Genomic DNA, 16,118 nt, shown 5'->3' with positions numbered 1-16,118 from the left:
ACCGAAAACTTCATGAAGGGAACCGGACATGGGTCCCCATCCTGCGGTCGCGGCGATACGCCTGGCGGTCCGCCGCGTACTCCACGACGTACTCAACGACCACGGCGCCCCCCACGCGGCGCCGAAAGCCCCGCGCACCCCGCCCCTGGTGCTTGTCGCCTGCTCCGGCGGTGCCGACTCCATGGCGCTCGCCTCGGCCCTCGCCTTCGAGGCCCCCAAGCTCGGCATCCGCGCCGGTGGCGTGACGGTCGACCACGGTCTGCAGCCCGGCTCCGATCTCCGCGCCGCCGAAGTCGTCGCGCGGCTCACCGCCCTGCGCCTCGACCCCGTCGAGTCCGCGGCCGTGCACGTCGGCCGCGACGGCGGTCCCGAAGCCGCCGCGAGGGACGCCAGATACGCCGCGCTCGACGCCGCCGCGGACCACCACGGTGCCGCCGCGATCCTGCTCGGCCACACCCGCGACGATCAGGCAGAGACGGTTTTGCTCGGCCTCGCCCGCGGCTCCGGCATCCGCTCCCTGTCCGGAATGGCCGCGACCTCGGGGGTCGACGGCCGTTACCGCAGGCCCTTCCTGCACGTCGACCGCCAGACCGCCCGCAAGGCGTGCATGGCCCAGTCGCTGCCCGTCTGGGACGATCCTCACAACACCGACCCGGCGTACACGCGCTCCCGGCTGCGCCACGAGGGGCTGCCCGCCCTGGAGAAGGCGCTCGGCAAGGGTGTCGTGGAGGCGCTCGCCCGTACGGCCCAGTTGTCCCGTGACGACGCCGACGCCCTGGACACGTGGGCCGCGCAGGCCGAAGCCATGGTGCGGGACCCCGCGGGCCTCCTGGAGTGCGCCAAGCTCTACGCGCTGCCGCCCGCCGTACGCCGCCGTGTACTGCGCCGCGCGGCCATCGAGGCGGGCGCCCCGGCGGGTGCTCTGTTCGCCCGGCACATCGAAGAGGTCGACCGTTTGATCACCGGTTGGCGCGGCCAGGGGGAGATCAACCTCCCCGGCAAGGTCGTGGCTCAGCGACAGGGTGGCAGACTGGTCATCCGGCAAGGCTGACGAGGGGCGCGAGTCCTTCAGCGGCCGGTGGGACGACCGAAAGTGATGCGGGTGGACGCGAAAGACATGGGCACCGACCTTCAGTCGGTGCTCATCACCAAGGAAGAGATCGACGCGAAGCTGGCCGAGCTGGCCGCGAAGATCGATGCGGAATACGCGGGCAAGGACCTGCTGATCGTCGGTGTCCTCAAGGGCGCCGTGATGGTCATGGCGGACCTGGCGCGTGCGCTGTCCACCCCCGTCACGATGGACTGGATGGCGGTGTCCTCGTACGGCGCGGGCACCCAGTCGTCCGGCGTCGTACGGATCCTCAAGGACCTCGACACCGACATCAAGGGCAGGCACGTCCTGATCGTCGAGGACATCATCGACTCCGGCCTCACGCTGTCGTGGCTGCTCACCAACCTCGGCACGCGCGAGCCCGCGAGCCTCGAGGTCTGCACGCTGCTGCGCAAGCCGGAGGCGGCGAAGGTGGCCATCGACGTGAAGTGGACCGGGTTCGAGATCCCGAACGAGTTCGTCGTCGGGTACGGCTTGGACTACGCGGAGAAGTACCGGAACCTGCCGTTCGTCGGCACTCTGGCTCCCCACGTCTACGGCGGCTGAACGGCCGCGGAAGCGATGTGAGACGGTCGGGAACCCCTGCGGGTTCCCCGCCGTTGGAGCATGCGTGGGCGAGATTCCCAGCAGTCCCCTGCGGCTTCGGGTGACAATGCTGGGGTACCGTCCGAAGAACAGTCTTCAAAACAGCCTTTATCAAACTCACTATGGCAGGAGGGACGGGGCGGCATCGCTCCGTATGGATGGACGTGAAGCGATACTTCCGTGGGCCGGTCATGTGGATCGTGCTGGCCGTCCTTGCCGTGGTCGTGTTGATGCAGGTCGTCGGTTCGTCCGGTGGCTACAAGACAGTGGACACCGGCCAGGTCATTCAGGCCATCGACGACAACAAGGTGCAGTCGGCCAAGCTGACCACCGGCGATGAAAACAACATCAAGGTCGAGCTCAAGGACGGCCAGAAGGTCCAGGGCAGCAGCAAGATCCAGGCGAGCTACATCGGCGACCAGGGCGTCGAGGTGGCCAAGGATCTGCAGGCCAAGTTCGAGGACAAGCAGATCCCCGACGGGTACACCGTCGCTCCGACGAAGCAGAACGCCTTCGTGGGGATCCTGCTCTCCCTGCTCCCCTTCGTCCTGATCGTCGTCGTCTTCCTGTTCCTGATGAATCAGATGCAGGGCGGCGGCTCCCGAGTCATGCAGTTCGGGAAGTCCAAGGCGAAGCTCATCACCAAGGACACCCCGAAGACGACGTTCGCCGATGTGGCGGGCTCGGACGAGGCCGTCGAGGAGCTCCACGAGATCAAGGAGTTCCTCCAGGAGCCGGCGAAGTTCCAGGCCGTCGGCGCCAAGATCCCCAAGGGTGTGCTGCTCTACGGCCCGCCCGGAACCGGTAAGACGCTGCTCGCGCGCGCCGTTGCCGGTGAGGCTGGGGTTCCCTTCTACTCGATCTCGGGTTCCGACTTCGTCGAGATGTTCGTCGGTGTCGGTGCCTCCCGAGTCCGTGACCTGTTCGAGCAGGCCAAGGCGAACGCCCCGGCGATCGTCTTCGTCGACGAGATCGACGCCGTCGGCCGGCACCGCGGTGCGGGTCTCGGCGGCGGTCACGACGAGCGCGAGCAGACGCTCAACCAGCTGCTCGTCGAGATGGACGGCTTCGACGTGAAGGGCGGCGTCATCCTGATCGCCGCCACGAACCGGCCCGACATCCTCGACCCGGCACTGCTGCGCCCGGGACGTTTCGACCGGCAGATCGCGGTCGACCGCCCGGACATGCAGGGCCGTCTGGAGATCCTCAAGGTTCACCAGAAGGGCAAGCCGGTCGCACCTGATGTCGATCTCTCCGCCGTCGCCCGGCGTACCCCGGGCTTCACCGGCGCCGATCTGGCGAACGTGCTGAACGAAGCGGCGCTCCTCACGGCGCGCAGCGACCTCAAGCTCGTCGACAACTCGATGCTGGACGAGGCGATCGACCGCGTGGTGGCGGGCCCGCAGAAGCGGACCCGGATCATGTCCGACAAGGAGAAGAAGATCACCGCGTACCACGAGGGCGGACACGCCCTGGTCGCGGCGGCTTCGCCCAACTCCGACCCGGTGCACAAGATCACGATCCTGTCCCGTGGACGGGCCCTCGGTTACACGATGGTCCTGCCCGACGAGGACAAGTACTCCACCACGCGCAACGAGATGCTCGACCAGCTCGCCTACATGCTGGGCGGGCGCGCGGCCGAGGAACTGGTCTTCCACGACCCGACCACGGGCGCGGCGAACGACATCGAGAAGGCGACCGCGACCGCGCGGGCCATGGTCACGCAGTACGGCATGACCGAGCGGCTCGGCGCGATCAAGTTCGGCGGCGACAACACCGAGCCGTTCCTCGGCCGGGAGATGGCGCACCAGCGCGACTACTCGGAAGAGGTCGCCGCGCTCGTCGACGAAGAGGTCAAGAAGCTCATCGAGACCGCGCACAACGAGGCCTGGGAGATCCTCGTCGAGAACCGAGACGTTCTCGACAACCTGGTCCTCGCGCTCCTGGAGAAGGAAACGCTGAACAAGGAGCAGATCGCCGAGATCTTCGCTCCGATCGTGAAGCGCCCGGCCCGCCCCGCGTGGACCGGCTCCTCCCGCCGCACCCCCTCGACCCGCCCGCCGGTGCTCTCCCCCAGGGAGCTGTCACTGACGAACGGTTCGAACGGCACGGCAACGGGCGTCGAGTCCGGGCTGGACATCGCTCCTACGGACAGCCCCGAGGCCTGATCACCCCGGAATGGATAACCGCGTCCCCCACGCCTTACGGTGTGGGGGACGCGGTTCTTTGTTCAAGGAAGAGGCACAGATGACCGACCCGGTGACGCTCGACGGCGAGGGGCCGATCGGCGAGTTCGACGAGAAGCGGGCCGAGAACGCTGTGCGTGAGCTGCTCTTCGCGGTCGGGGAGGACCCGGACCGCGAGGGTCTTAAGGAGACGCCGGCGCGGGTGGCTCGCGCGTACAAGGAGATATTCGCAGGCCTGTGGCAGAAGCCCGAGGACGTCCTGACGACGACGTTCGACCTCGGTCACGACGAGATGGTCCTGGTCAAGGACATCGAGGTCCAGAGCAGCTGTGAGCACCATCTGGTGCCGTTCGTCGGTGTCGCCCACGTCGGCTACATCCCGTCGACCGACGGCAAGATCACGGGCCTGTCGAAGCTGGCCCGCCTCGTGGACGTCTACGCCCGGCGCCCGCAGGTCCAGGAGCGTCTGACCACGCAGATCGCCGACTCCCTGATGGAGATCCTGGAGCCGCGCGGGGTGATCGTGGTCGTCGAGTGCGAGCACATGTGCATGACGATGCGCGGGGTGCGCAAGCAGGGCGCGAAGACCATCACGTCCGCGGTGCGCGGCCAGCTGCGCGACCCGGCGACGCGCAACGAGGCGATGAGCCTGATCATCGCGCGCTGAGCCCGCGCGGGCACGCGGCAGGCGCATGGCAGGCACATGGCGGCCCCTCGGTGGCCTCCGGACCTCCGGTGGCCACCCGGCCCTCGGTGGGCCCTCGGCGGGTCAGGCCGCCGGTGCGGCCCCGCCGTGGTCCTCGTCGTCGTCTTCAGGGAGCTTGCAGACGCGCTCCAGGAAGAGGGCGGCCGCTATCACGGCGATGCCGGTGAGGACCGAGAAACCGGCGTAGATCGCCTGGTCGCGGCGGGCCGGGACGTCGAGGTGCTCGAGCAGGAAGGCGCCCGTGCCGCCGTACATCCCGGCGACCAGGGCGGCGACCAGGGCGCTGGCCTGGCCGAAGACGAGGGCGCGGGCCGCCATCAGCGGGTCGACGCCCTTGGCGCCGGGGCGCCGCTCGCGCTGGGCGCGCAGCCGGGCCCGGATGGAGAGCGCGGTCGCCAGCAGGATGACGGCGATCACGGCGAGGACGATCGGCGCCGCCAGCGGGACCCTCGGCAGCGTGCCGATCGAATCCCACAGGCGGGCGCCCGCCCAGCTCAGTACGCCGGCGACCAGGAAGAGTCCGGCCAGCGTCCTGATGCGCAGTTGCTTCATTCCGGTGGTCGCCCCTCAGTCCCCGCGGTGTCTTCGTGTGCCCGCATGACCCTAACGACTATTCGGGCAGCTGGAGTTCCAGATCGGCGCGCGGCGCGACGCCTTCGCGGGTGACCGCGGCGAGCAGCTCGGCGACCGGTCCGTGGCCCGGCAGCTGCGCCTCCGGCTCCACGTCGAACCAGGGTGCGAGGACGAAGGCCCGCTGGTGCGCGCGCGGGTGGGGGAGCGTGAGGACCGGATCGTCGGACACGACGTCGGCGTACGTGACGATGTCGACGTCGATCGTGCGGGCGCCCCAGCGCTCGTCACGGACGCGGTGGAAGGCCTCCTCGACGGCGTGCGCCCGCTCCAGGAGGGAGGACGGGGGAAGGGTCGTGCGGAGCACGATCACCGCGTTGAAGTACGCGGGCTGGCTGCCCGGCTCGACCCCCCACGGCTCGGTCTCGTAGACGGGCGAGACAGCCTTCACGCGGACGCCGGGCGTGTCCTCCAGCGCGTCGATGGCGCCCTGGATCGTCTCGAGGCGGTTCCCCAGGTTCGAGCCGAGCGCGAGCACCGCGCGTTTGGGGTTGGAGAGTGTGGTGTCGGCCGCGTCCACCTGTTCCACCACGGAGGCGGGCACCGGCTGTACGGTCGGGTCGCTGGGGCCCTCGGTGAAAGATGCAGTCATACTCGGCTCCGGGTGATGGTGACGGTCACATCGTCGAAGGGGACGGTGATCGGGGCGTCCGGCTTGTGGACGCAGACCTCGACCTCCAGGACTCCTTCGTGCTTCAGGCACGTCCCGGCGATGCGCTCGGCGAGCGTCTCGATGAGATCGACCGGATCGCCTTCGACGACGGCCACGACCTCCTCCGCCACGATGCCGTAGTGCACGGTCTTCGCCAGGTCGTCGTCGGCCGCGGCCGCGCGTGTGTCCAGTCCGAGCACCAGGTCCACGATGAAGGTCTGGCCTTCCTCGCGCTCCTTGGGGAAGACGCCATGGTGCCCGCGGGCCTTGAGGCCGCGCAGCGCGACACGATCCACGCGAATCACTCCTGCAATCGTCGGTAGCGGCAGGTTCGTACCGAGTGCGGTCGGCACACCAGCCTCGATCGAATCTACCTGCGAGCACCGACAGCGTTCGCCCGCGGGGGCTATGGACAGGGCGGCTCACGGCTGGTAGCCGCGCCCCTACCCACGAGCGCGCTCCGGCAACCACGTGGGGGCCACGCGGACCCGTCCACCCCGTCAGGTGCCGGTCAGGAGGGTGTCTCGTCGCTTTCCTCGCCGGCGTCGCCCTCGCCCTCGGACTCGGCGAGTACGGGCGACGCGTGGTGCGACCACAGTTTCCAGCCGTCACGTGTGCGACGGAACACATTCGTGGCGACGACGCGCTGGCCGACGAGCGGGCCGAGTTCGTCGCCCTCCTCCGGGGCCGGGCCGCCGCTGAGGATGTTCTCGGTGCAGGTGATCAGAGCCGTGTCGGCGACGATGCTGATGTGCACATCCGTGAGGAAGAACTGGATGTACTCGGTGTTCGCCATGATCAGCGCGTATGAGCGCAGGACCTCGCCGCGGCCGGTGAGTACGGGCCAGCCGGGGTGCACGCAGCTGATGGACGTGTCCTCGGCCTCGTCGGAGTCCTCGCTGTACGAGACGTCCTCGGGGGCGAGCCAGAGCGCCGTCAGCAGTTCGAAGTCGCCCCGCTCCAGTGCCTCGTAGAAGGCGCGGTTGGCTCGCTCCACGGCCTCCGCGTCGGTGCGCCGGGCTGCCGCACCGCGCGGCTCGTCGGGCTCCCTCGGTGGGGTCACTGGGCTCCCTCTACGGCGCGGGCCACGCGGACCGCGTCCGCCGTGGCGCGGACCTCGTGGACGCGGACCGCCCAGGCGCCCTGATGGGCCGCGATCGCGGAGACGGCCGCCGTGGCGGCGTCGCGCTCGCGTGCCGGGGGCGGGGCCCCCTGGTCGCCGGCCAGCACATGGCCGAGGAACCGCTTGCGGGAGGCGGCGACCAGCAGGGGGTGGCCGAGCGCGCGCAGCTCCTCCAGGTGGGCCAGGAGCTTCAGGTCGTGGGCGGCCTCCTTGGAGAAGCCGAGGCCGGGGTCTACGACGATGTGCTCGGGGGCGATGCCGCCCTCGATGACGGCCTCCACGCGCGCGTGGAGCTCGGCGACGACTTCGGATACCACGTCCTCGTATGTGCCCTTGACGTTGCCGCCCTCCAGGAAGCCGCGCCAGTGCATGACGACGAAGGGGGCGTCCGCCGCGGCGACGACGGGGATCATCGCCGGGTCGGCGAGGCCGCCGCTGACGTCGTTGACGAGGGAGGCGCCGGCCGCCAGGGAGCGCTCGGCCACGGAGGCGCGCATCGTGTCGACGGACACGGCGACGCCCTCGGAGGACAGGCCCTGCACGACGGGGATGACGCGCTTGAGCTCCTCGTCCTCGTCGACTCGGGTGGCGCCGGGGCGGGTCGACTCGCCGCCGACGTCGATGAGGTCGGCGCCCTGTGCGACCAGATCGAGGCCGTGCTTCACGGCGGCCGTCGTGTCGAACCAGCGGCCCCCGTCGGAGAAGGAATCGGGCGTCACATTGACGACTCCCATGACCGCGCAGCGGTCCCATTCGGGAAGGCCTGTGACGTGGCCGCGACGGCCCTGCGACGTGCTCATGCCTTCAAGCCTAGGCCCGGCGGCCGGGTGGCCGTGCCACGGTGGGATACCGGACCGGCCTCAGGCGGTCCGCACGCCGCGCCGAACGCCGTCGGGCGCGCCGTCGTGGGCGCAGGGCCGGGGCGCGGCCGTACGCCACCGCAGGACGCGCGGCATGCCGAGGTTCACGAAGCCCTCCGCCTGCATGGCGGCGAAGCCGATCCGGGGCAGGTCGCGCGGGGAGTGGTAGACCACGAAGCGGGGCTCCCAGCGCGGCCGGAACTTCGCGTTGAACCGGTACAGCGACTCGATCTGGAACCAGCGGGACAGAAAGACGAGCAGCCCGCGCCAGGCCCGCAGGACCGGGCCCGCGCCGATCTTCTCGCCGCGTGCGAGGGCGGCGCGGAACATCGCGAAGTTCAGTGAGATCCGCGTGATGCCGAGCGTCGGGGCGGCCTGGAGGGCGGCCACGATGAGGAGTTCGTTCATGCCGGGGTCGGCGGCGCGGTCGCGGCGCATCAGGTCGAGGGAGACGCCGTCGGTGCCCCAGGGGACGAAGTGGAGTACGGCCTTCAGGTCGCCGTGGGGGCCGGCCGGGTCGTCGCCCTTGTGGGCAGTGGCGACCAGACAGTCGCCGTCCGCGCAGTCGCCGATGCGGCCGAGCGCCATGGAGAAGCCGCGTTCGGTGTCGGTGCCGCGCCAGTCGTCGGCGGCGCGCCTGATCCGCTCCAGCTCCTGTTCGCCGAGGTCACGGATGCGCCGCACCCGGGTCTCGTAGCCATTGCGCTCGATCCTCCTGACCATCTGGCGTACGTTGCGCATCGCACGCCCGGCCAGGGAGAAATCCGCGGTGTCCACCACCGCCTCGTCGCCCAGTTCGAGTGCGTCGAGGCCGGTCTCGCGGGTCCAGACCTCGCCGCCCGTCTCGGAGCAGCCCATGACGGCCGGGGTCCATGAGTGGGCCTTGGCCTCGTCCATGAACTGTTCGATGGCTCCGGGCCACGCCTCCACGTCCCCGACGGGGTCGCCGCTCGCGAGCATCACGCCCGACACGACGCGGTAGCAGACGGCCGCCTTGCCGCTGGGTGAGAAGACGACCCCCTTGTCGCGGCGGAGCGCGAAGTGGCCGAGGGAGTCCCGGGCGCCGTGCTTGTCGAGGAGGGAGCGCAGCCGCGCCTCGTCGTCCTCGGTGAGGCGCGCGGCCGGGTGTTCGGGGCGGAACGCCAGATAGAGGGTCGTCAGCGCGGTGAGCAGGCCGAGCGCGCCGAGCGAACAGGCCACGGTCCAGGAGGTGCGGCCCTGGTAGTCGACGGGTCCGTCCATGCCGAACAGGCCGTACAGGACGTGTTCCAGACGGTCGGACAGGCTCGGGTCGCCCACCAGCTTCCTGGGGTGGGCGCTCACGATGGTGAGGCCGATGACGAGGGAACCGGCGCCCATGAGCACGAAGTTCGCGAGCGCCCGCCAGCGGCTGCGCGGGTCGGGCAGCGCCGCGAACTCACTCCGGTGGCGCAGCAGCATCGTGAGCAGTACGAGCGGGATCAGCACACCGAACAGGGAGTGCCGGTAGGCGAACTGTGCGAGCGCGCCGAGGGGCAGGAGCACCACGGCCGCGCGCCAGGCCCGCCGCTTTCGGCGGCGCAGTCCGTGGGCGAGGAGGAGCAGCAGGACGCCCGTACTGATGGCGAGTGCGGCCGCGAACGGGCCGAGGGCGCCGGGCAGGACCTCGGCCAGCGCGTACATGCGGCTGTGCCGGAACCGCGGGAAGACGCCCGCCGCGATGTCGAGGAGTCCGACGAGGATGCAGGCCCGGGTGATCAGGGTGGGGACGGCCTCGGGTCGGGGGCCCCGCAGTATCCGGCGCAGATGCTGGATTCTGCCCGGAACCTCGCCTGACATATCGGCATCTACCCTGACAGACATCGCATCCCGTAGTTCCGCGAGAGAGCTGGAAGCCGGTGCCATTTCCGGCATCCGGTCACATTGCGCCCTCTAGGACGGGACTTGTGGGAGGCGGGTTCACTCGGCCAGGTAAACCGGTGGAAAAGGTTCAGAAGCCAGAAAGCGCAGGCAGGTACAGCACGATGGGTCTCACCAGCAGCAAAGTCCTTGCGCTTTCGGTCCTACTGGCCGTGCTCCTCTTCGCCGGCACGGTCTGGCTGTGGCCACGCCTGGCGGCCCGCACCTGGGGATCAGTCGCCGGGCGGGTGGGCCTGCTGCTCGCGACGCAGCTCGCGCTGTTCCTCTCGGTCGGACTCGGCGCCAACCAGGCGTTCGGGTTCTACGCCACGTGGGACGACCTCCTCGGTCGGGAGCAAGGTCAGGGCGTGGTCACCGACCTCGGCGCGGTGAGCAGCCGGGGGCCCCTTCACGTGCTCGGCACGCGGTACGTGAACGTGCCGGGCGGCTCACGGCCCAAGGTCGGCGGCCAGATCCAGAAGGTCGACATCGTCGGGAAGCGCTCGCACATCGCCACGTCCGCGTACGTCTATCTGCCGCCCGAGTACTTCAGGCACCACTACAGGGACCGCACTTTCCCCGCCTCGGTCGTCCTCACCGGCTACCCCGGCACCGCCGAGGCGCTCATCAAGGGACTGCGCTACCCGACCACCGCCCATGAGCAGGCCAGGGCGGGCGCGATGCGGCCGATGATCCTGGTGATGATGCGCCCGACCGTGGCGCCGCCGCGGGACACGGAGTGCGTGGACGTGCCGGGCGGCCCGCAGACGGAGACGTTCTTCGCCAAGGACCTGCCGCAGCTCATCTCGGCGCACTACAGGGTCAACAGGAGGTCCGGCGGCTGGGGCATCGTGGGCGACTCCACGGGCGGCTACTGCGCCCTGAAACTCGCCATGCACCACCCCCGGGTCTACGGCGCGGGGGCGGGCCTGTCCGCGTACTACAAGGCGCCCGTCGACCCCACCACAGGCGACCTCTTCCACGGCGACGAGGCACTGGAGCGGCACGCCGACCTGATGTGGACCCTGGAACACCGGAGGCCGCCCGCCACGTCGCTGCTGGTCACCACGAGCAGGCGCGGCGAGAGCAACTACGGGAACACGATGAGGTTCATCCGCGAGGTGAAGCCGCCCACCGGCATCTCGTCGATCGTCCTGGACAGCGGCGGCCACAACTTCAACACCTGGCGCCGCGAGATCCCGGCCACGCTGGTGTGGGTGAGCGCGCGCATCACGGAGTAGGGGTTCCGGGGCTCCCGGGCTTGAGGGCTCGGGGGCTTTTGGGGCTCACGCCCCCTCAGGCCCCCGTCACCGTCTCCAGTTCGACCTCCGCGCGCGGGATGTCCCGGGCGTCCGCTGCCGTCGAGCGGCGCAGCGCCTCGTGCAGCCGCGCGGGGGTGAGGACGCCGAGGAAGCGGCCCTCGCTGTGCTCGTCGATGACGGCGATCCAGCCCGCGTCGTGCTGGAGCATCGTGGCGAACGCCTGCTTGAGGGAGGCGCCGACCGGCAGCCACGCCTCCATGCGACGGGCGTACTCGCGGACCGTGCCGCTGTGCACGCGCGCGTGCTCCGCGGAGATCCAGCCGTGCAGGTTGTTGTCGCCGTCGAGGACCACCGCCCAGGGGGCGTCGAGCTTCGCCGGCAGCGGGTCGTCGAGATGCACGACGGGCGGCTGCTCCAGGTCGCTCTCCTCGATGGGCGTGACGGACAGGCGCTTGAGGCCGCGGTCCGCGCCGACGAAGTCGGCCACGTACTCGGTCGCGGGGGCGCCGAGGACGGTCGACGGGGTGTCGAACTGCTCGATCCGGCCCTGCCCGTACACGGCGATCCGGTCGCCGAGCCGGACGGCCTCCTCGATGTCGTGCGTGACGAACAGGACCGTCTTGCGCACGGCCTGCTGGAGGCGCAGGAACTCGTTCTGCAGGTGTTCGCGCACGACCGGGTCGACCGCGCCGAACGGCTCGTCCATCAGGAGCACGGGAGGATCCGCCGCCAACGCCCGTGCCACGCCGACGCGTTGACGCTGCCCGCCGGAGAGCTGGTCGGGGTAGCGGTCGCCGAAGGTGCGCGGGTCGAGTCCGACGAGGTCGAGGAGTTCGGCGGCGCGCTCGCGGGCCTTGGCGCGCTTGACGCCGAGGAGGTGCGGGACGGTCGCCGTGTTGTCGAGGACCGTCTTGTGCGGGAAGAGACCGACCTGCTGGATCACATAGCCGATGCGGCGCCGGAGTTGGACCGGGTCGATGCCGGATATGTCGTCGCCGTCGACGAGTATCCGGCCCTCGCTCGGTTCGATGAGCCGGTTGACCATCTTCATCGTGGTGGTCTTGCCGCAGCCCGACGGTCCGACGAGCGTGACGAGTTCCCCCTCGTCCACCTCGAAGGACAGGTCGTCGACGGCCGTTGTCCCGTCGGCGTAGCGCTTGGTGACGTGCTCGAACCGGATCATGGGTCCCCATTGTGCCGGGCAGTCGCCGCCTGCGGGCGGCCGCTGTGTGAAGGCCATGTTGCGTCGTGACAAGGGGTCTCGGCGATTGTCAGTGGTGGGGGCTAGGGTCGTCCGCAGTCGGAATCATGCGCTGACGCGAGCGGTTTCAAGACATATGTACGGGGATTCGGGGGAGGTGGGGCGGGTGAGCAGTCCCAATTGCATGGTGACCAATGAGTGGGTGTGCGGGGAATACCTGCGCACCCGCAGGCCGGAGCTGGTCGACGCGGTCGTCCAGCACATCGGCATCACGGCCGCTTCCGTCGTGATCGGCGTGCTGATCGCCTTCCCGCTGGCCCTGTTGGCCCGGCGCCGGCGCGCCTTCGCGGGCCCGGTGCTCGGCCTGACGACGGTGCTCTACACGATCCCGTCGCTGGCCATGTTCTCGCTGCTGCTCCCGCTGTTCGGGCTCTCCGCCTCGCTCGTGATCACCGGACTCGTCCTCTACACCCTGACGATCCTGGTGCGGAATTTCCTGGCGGGCCTCCAGGCCGTGCCGGATGAGGCGAGAGAAGCTGCCCGCGGCATGGGGTACGGGCCGGTCCGGCTGTTGTGGGAGGTCGAACTGCCGCTGGCGCTGCCCGCCATGCTCGCGGGCGTGCGCATCGCCACGGTCTCCACGGTCGCGCTGACGACGGTCGGCGCGATCGTCGACTACGGCGGCCTGGGCACGCTGATCATGGACGGGCTCGACAGCGACTTCAAGGCCCAGGTGCTCACGGCGTCCGTGCTGTGCGTGCTCCTCGCCGTGGGTGCCGATCTGCTGCTGCTCGGCCTCCAGCGGTGGCTGACCCCCTGGACCCGCGTCGCGTCCGGGACGTCCCGCATACGCAGACGCACCGACCGCTCCGGCAGTCCGGACCGCCCGGGTGGCGCCTCCGGTGACACGGAGCGACGCAAGGAGAAGGCGGCGCAGGCGGCATGAGCGCGATATCGGGGGCCTACGACTGGCTGACGACAGGGGCCAACTGGCAGGGCGACAAGGGGGTGTGGCACCGCCTGGCCGAGCATCTGTACTTCAGCGGCGTCACCCTCGCCGTGTCCTGCCTGATCGCCCTGCCGCTCGCGCTGTGGCTCGGGCACATAGGCAAGGGCGGCGGGCTCGCGGTCAACATCTCGAACGCGGGTCGCGCGGTGCCCACGCTCGCGGTGCTCGTCCTGCTCACGCTGACGCCGCTGGGCCGGCACGGGGACCTGCCGACGTTCATCGCGCTCGTGCTGTTCGCGGTGCCGCCGCTGCTGACCAACGCCTACATCGGGATGCGCGAGGTCGACCGGGCCGTCGTCGAGGCGGCGAGGGGGATGGGGATGAGCGGGGGACAGGTGTTCCGGCGGGTCGAACTCCCGCTGGCTTACCCGATGGTCATGACCGGGATCCGGCTGGCGGCGGTGCAGGTGATCGCCACGGCGACGCTCGCCGCGATGGCCGGCAAGGGCGGGCTCGGGCGGATCATCACGGCCGGGTTCAACCTCCAGGACACCCCTCAGGTGGTCGCCGGCGCGGTCCTGGTGGCGTTGCTCGCGCTGCTCGTGGAGGGCGTCCTGGCGGGCGCGGGGCGGGTTCTGAATCCGATGAAGGGCCGCTCCGGCGCGGCGCGCTGAAACCCGGTCGGGCGGCGCGGCGGGCTGAACCTCCGACGGGCGCCGCGGCGGGTGGGACGCCAACTTGATATCTCGGCACAGCTTTTCGATCATTCCGGCTCTCGATTGGGTGGACAACGATGAACAGCAGAACGCGACGGATCGCCGTGGCGGCGGTCGCCGTCGGCGCGCTCACCACCGGACTCACCGCGTGCGGCGGTGACAGTCTGGAAGGCGGCAAGAGCGACAAGGCCGGCTCCGACGCGGCGGGGAGCGGCAAGAAGGGCACGGTCGTCGTCGGCGCCGCCGGGTTCACCGAGTCGAAGGTGATGGCGGAGCTCTACAAGCAGGTTCTGACCGACGCCGGATACTCCGCCTCGGTCAAGACCGTCGAGAACCGCGAGATCTACGAGCCCCAGCTGGCCAAGGGCGCCATCGACGTCGTTCCCGAATACGCGGCGACGCTCGCGGAATTCCTCAATCTCAAGAAGAACGGCGCGGACGCCAAGCCCGTCGCCTCAAGTGATCTTGATGCGACGGTCACCGCACTGCGCGGACTCGCCGGGCCCGAGGGACTGACCGTGCTCGACGCCGGAGAGGCCGTCGACCAGAACGCCTTCGCGGTGAGCGCGGATTACGCGAAGCAGCACCATCTGAAGACTCTTTCGGACCTCGGCAAGTCCGGTCAGAAGGTCAAGATCGCGGCCGGTGACGAATGCGAGAAGCGGCCCTTCTGCGCCCCGGGTCTCGAGAAGACGTACGGCATCAAGGTCAGCGGGATCGACCCCAAGGGTGTCGGCACCACGCAGGCCAAGCAGGCCGTCAAGAACGGTGAGGACCAGCTGGTCCTGACGACCACCACGGACGCCACCCTGAAGAACTTCGGTCTGGTGCTCCTGGAGGACGACAAGAAGCTCCAGAACGCGGACAACATCGTTCCGGTCGTGAACACCAAGGACGCGGGCGACAAGGAGATAGCCGTCGTACTCGGGAAGCTGACCAAGACGCTCACGACCGGCGATCTCGTCGAGCTCAACCGGAAGGTCGACGCGGAGCGCCAGAAGGAGGCCGATGTGGCCAAGGAGTATCTCCGGTCGAAGGGCCTCCTGAAGAACTGAACGGTCCGCGGACGAGTTGATCGGCAAAGGCGCCGAGTTCAGGGGTGAATGGGAGTGGCGGGACAGAAGACCACGGGATTTTGGCTGCCGGGGCACCACGATTCGCCTACGCGCGGTAAGTTTCTGGCCATGCCACGTGGACGTCACCGCCATTCCCCACCCCTGCACAGGCTGCTTCCCCCCTCGGCGATCGCAGGCGTCCCGCTCGTCTGCGCGGCCGGCGCCTGGCTGACCGCGGAGCCGCTCGTGCTGCGCGGCCTGGTCGGTGCCGCCGCCTGCGCCGCCGTGGTGGGCGCGGTCGTCATGCGCCGCTGGGACCGACTGGCGGGCAAGCGCGTCGCCGAGCTGAACCGGTCGCGGGTGAGCGACGAATGGCGCCACGACGAGCGGGTCGCCGAACTCGAGACGGACCTCGAGGAGTCGCGTGAGCTGCGCCTCAAGATGGAGGCGAAGCTGCGCGGCAAGCGCACGGAGCTGGCGGCCCTGCGCAACGAGCACGCGGCCCTGCTGCGGCGCTACGCGACCGCGGAGACGGAGCGTGCCAGCGCCCTGGAGGGCCGCAGGCAGCTCGCGATAGAGGCCTCGGCCCCGGCGCGTGCGCTGCCCGCGGCCGCCTCCCCGGCACCCGGCGCCGAGCTCGTCCCGGCGCAGCGCGCCACGTCCGGCGGCGCGCCGGTGACCTCTCCGGTGCTCTATCTGCGCGCGAACGCAGCGCTCGACCGTATGGCGCGCGCCGCGAACCCCTCGCGGGGCGAGGGTCCGAAGGCCGAGGCCCCCGACGGCGGTGAGCCGCAGGGGAAGCCCGAGGCGGCCCGCGCACACGAGCACCAGCACGTGGCCGCCCTGCCGTCCGGCGTCCCCGGCCACTTCACCGTCCCGGCCGCGGCGGCGGTCGTGCCGCCCGCGGCGGTGCGGCGGCCCCTGGTCGAGGGCGGATTCGACTTCTTCGGCACGAAGGGCGTGGCGCCCGCGGCCCTGGAGGCCGTGCAGAACACCGACCTCGCGGACGTCGTCGGCGAGGAGGCGCTCGCGCTCCACAAGGCGGACGCCGAGGCCGAGTTCAAGCAGGCCGACGCCACGACCTCGGGCGAGGGCGTCAGCCAGGTCATCGACCTGACCGCTCACGACGAGACGGAGCAGATCGACGTGGGGGAGCTGCGGTCGGCGATGCGGGCGTAGGTTCCGGCGGGAGGCGTCAGCACGT

Annotated in this window: 16 protein-coding genes; 9 read left to right on the top strand and 7 right to left on the bottom strand. The window is 70.2% G+C overall.

Annotated features, from left to right (window positions below; genetic code table 11):
- Positions 1-28 precede the first annotated feature (28 nt).
- The 4 genes from tilS (at position 29) to folE (ending at position 4,549) form a co-directional block, all read left to right on the top strand.
- On the top strand, positions 29-1,051 hold the full coding sequence (tilS, locus tag OHO83_RS21645) for a tRNA lysidine(34) synthetase TilS (protein ID WP_266672933.1): 1,023 nt from the start codon (positions 29-31) through the stop codon (positions 1,049-1,051).
- 45 nt (positions 1,052-1,096) lie between these two features.
- Positions 1,097-1,657, top strand: coding sequence for a hypoxanthine phosphoribosyltransferase (hpt, locus tag OHO83_RS21640; protein WP_100597704.1), 561 nt, complete (start codon positions 1,097-1,099; stop codon positions 1,655-1,657).
- Positions 1,658-1,854: 197 nt separating this feature from the next.
- Positions 1,855-3,864: an ATP-dependent zinc metalloprotease FtsH gene (gene ftsH / locus OHO83_RS21635; protein ID WP_227296594.1), complete on the top strand. Its 2,010-nt coding sequence runs from the start codon at positions 1,855-1,857 to the stop codon at positions 3,862-3,864.
- Positions 3,865-3,943: 79 nt separating this feature from the next.
- On the top strand, positions 3,944-4,549 hold the full coding sequence (folE, locus tag OHO83_RS21630; RefSeq protein ID WP_266672936.1) for a GTP cyclohydrolase I FolE: 606 nt from the start codon (positions 3,944-3,946) through the stop codon (positions 4,547-4,549).
- Positions 4,550-4,651: 102 nt separating this feature from the next.
- On the opposite strand, the gene OHO83_RS21625 is transcribed toward folE, so the two are convergent.
- From OHO83_RS21625 to OHO83_RS21600, 6 genes are all read right to left on the bottom strand, one after another.
- Complete coding sequence (locus OHO83_RS21625) at positions 4,652-5,140, bottom strand: DUF3180 domain-containing protein (RefSeq protein ID WP_266672938.1); 489 nt, start codon at positions 5,138-5,140, stop codon at positions 4,652-4,654.
- 58 nt (positions 5,141-5,198) lie between these two features.
- Positions 5,199-5,810 (bottom strand): 2-amino-4-hydroxy-6-hydroxymethyldihydropteridine diphosphokinase, encoded by a 612-nt coding sequence (folK, locus tag OHO83_RS21620; RefSeq protein WP_266672940.1) that lies wholly within the window; start codon positions 5,808-5,810, stop codon positions 5,199-5,201.
- Positions 5,807-6,166: a dihydroneopterin aldolase gene (gene folB, locus OHO83_RS21615; RefSeq protein ID WP_116511517.1), complete on the bottom strand. Its 360-nt coding sequence runs from the start codon at positions 6,164-6,166 to the stop codon at positions 5,807-5,809. Before folB ends, folK begins: the two co-directional genes overlap by 4 nt.
- Before the next feature lie 215 nt (positions 6,167-6,381).
- The gene (locus OHO83_RS21610; protein WP_266672943.1) at positions 6,382-6,933 is read right to left on the bottom strand and encodes a nuclear transport factor 2 family protein; all 552 of its coding nucleotides are present in this window, start codon (positions 6,931-6,933) and stop codon (positions 6,382-6,384) included.
- Positions 6,930-7,793: a dihydropteroate synthase gene (gene folP / locus OHO83_RS21605; RefSeq protein ID WP_266672945.1), complete on the bottom strand. Its 864-nt coding sequence runs from the start codon at positions 7,791-7,793 to the stop codon at positions 6,930-6,932. Before folP ends, OHO83_RS21610 begins: the two co-directional genes overlap by 4 nt.
- Positions 7,794-7,853: 60 nt before the next feature.
- Entirely contained in the window at positions 7,854-9,671 is a 1,818-nt protein-coding gene (locus OHO83_RS21600) for a phosphatidylglycerol lysyltransferase domain-containing protein (protein ID WP_266672949.1), read from the bottom strand.
- Between the two features lie 185 nt (positions 9,672-9,856).
- Here OHO83_RS21600 and OHO83_RS21595 point away from each other — a divergent pair, with 185 nt between their 5' ends.
- Positions 9,857-10,972 (top strand): alpha/beta hydrolase, encoded by a 1,116-nt coding sequence (locus tag OHO83_RS21595; RefSeq protein WP_266672950.1) that lies wholly within the window; start codon positions 9,857-9,859, stop codon positions 10,970-10,972.
- 55 nt (positions 10,973-11,027) lie between these two features.
- Here the strand turns inward: OHO83_RS21595 and OHO83_RS21590 are convergent, their stop codons facing one another.
- Complete coding sequence (locus tag OHO83_RS21590; RefSeq protein WP_266672951.1) at positions 11,028-12,176, bottom strand: ABC transporter ATP-binding protein; 1,149 nt, start codon at positions 12,174-12,176, stop codon at positions 11,028-11,030.
- A gap of 184 nt (positions 12,177-12,360) precedes the next feature.
- Between OHO83_RS21590 and OHO83_RS21585 the strand changes: the two genes are divergently transcribed.
- From OHO83_RS21585 to OHO83_RS21570, 4 genes are all read left to right on the top strand, one after another.
- Positions 12,361-13,140 (top strand): ABC transporter permease, encoded by a 780-nt coding sequence (locus OHO83_RS21585; protein WP_266672953.1) that lies wholly within the window; start codon positions 12,361-12,363, stop codon positions 13,138-13,140.
- Positions 13,137-13,817 (top strand): ABC transporter permease, encoded by a 681-nt coding sequence (locus OHO83_RS21580; RefSeq protein ID WP_116511503.1) that lies wholly within the window; start codon positions 13,137-13,139, stop codon positions 13,815-13,817. The genes OHO83_RS21585 and OHO83_RS21580 overlap by 4 nt, the downstream gene beginning before the upstream one ends.
- Before the next feature lie 119 nt (positions 13,818-13,936).
- Entirely contained in the window at positions 13,937-14,914 is a 978-nt protein-coding gene (locus tag OHO83_RS21575; RefSeq protein WP_266672955.1) for an ABC transporter substrate-binding protein, read from the top strand.
- 129 nt (positions 14,915-15,043) lie between these two features.
- The gene (locus OHO83_RS21570) at positions 15,044-16,093 is read left to right on the top strand and encodes a hypothetical protein (RefSeq protein WP_266672957.1); all 1,050 of its coding nucleotides are present in this window, start codon (positions 15,044-15,046) and stop codon (positions 16,091-16,093) included.
- Positions 16,094-16,118 lie beyond the last annotated feature (25 nt).

Origin of the sequence: Streptomyces sp. NBC_00569 (assembly GCF_036345255.1) — a bacterium.
Taxonomy (GTDB): Bacteria; Actinomycetota; Actinomycetes; order Streptomycetales; family Streptomycetaceae; genus Streptomyces.
The sequence above is the reverse complement of the archived record's forward strand: the minus strand, read 5'-3'. Positions and strand labels throughout refer to the sequence as shown.

Excerpts from the sequence above, each read along its gene's own strand:
- tilS (WP_266672933.1), top strand. The coding sequence starts at position 29 with ATGGGTCCCCATCCTGCGGTCGCGGCGATACGCCTGGCGGTCCGCCGC.
- hpt (WP_100597704.1), top strand. The coding sequence starts at position 1,097 with ATGCGGGTGGACGCGAAAGACATGGGCACCGACCTTCAGTCGGTGCTC.
- ftsH (WP_227296594.1), top strand. The coding sequence starts at position 1,855 with ATGGACGTGAAGCGATACTTCCGTGGGCCGGTCATGTGGATCGTGCTG.
- folE (WP_266672936.1), top strand. The coding sequence starts at position 3,944 with ATGACCGACCCGGTGACGCTCGACGGCGAGGGGCCGATCGGCGAGTTC.
- OHO83_RS21625 (WP_266672938.1), bottom strand. The coding sequence starts at position 5,140 with ATGAAGCAACTGCGCATCAGGACGCTGGCCGGACTCTTCCTGGTCGCC.
- folK (WP_266672940.1), bottom strand. The coding sequence starts at position 5,810 with ATGACTGCATCTTTCACCGAGGGCCCCAGCGACCCGACCGTACAGCCG.
- folP (WP_266672945.1), bottom strand. The coding sequence starts at position 7,793 with ATGAGCACGTCGCAGGGCCGTCGCGGCCACGTCACAGGCCTTCCCGAA.
- OHO83_RS21600 (WP_266672949.1), bottom strand. The coding sequence starts at position 9,671 with ATGTCAGGCGAGGTTCCGGGCAGAATCCAGCATCTGCGCCGGATACTG.
- OHO83_RS21595 (WP_266672950.1), top strand. The coding sequence starts at position 9,857 with ATGGGTCTCACCAGCAGCAAAGTCCTTGCGCTTTCGGTCCTACTGGCC.
- OHO83_RS21590 (WP_266672951.1), bottom strand. The coding sequence starts at position 12,176 with ATGATCCGGTTCGAGCACGTCACCAAGCGCTACGCCGACGGGACAACG.
- OHO83_RS21580 (WP_116511503.1), top strand. The coding sequence starts at position 13,137 with ATGAGCGCGATATCGGGGGCCTACGACTGGCTGACGACAGGGGCCAAC.
- OHO83_RS21575 (WP_266672955.1), top strand. The coding sequence starts at position 13,937 with ATGAACAGCAGAACGCGACGGATCGCCGTGGCGGCGGTCGCCGTCGGC.
- OHO83_RS21570 (WP_266672957.1), top strand. The coding sequence starts at position 15,044 with ATGCCACGTGGACGTCACCGCCATTCCCCACCCCTGCACAGGCTGCTT.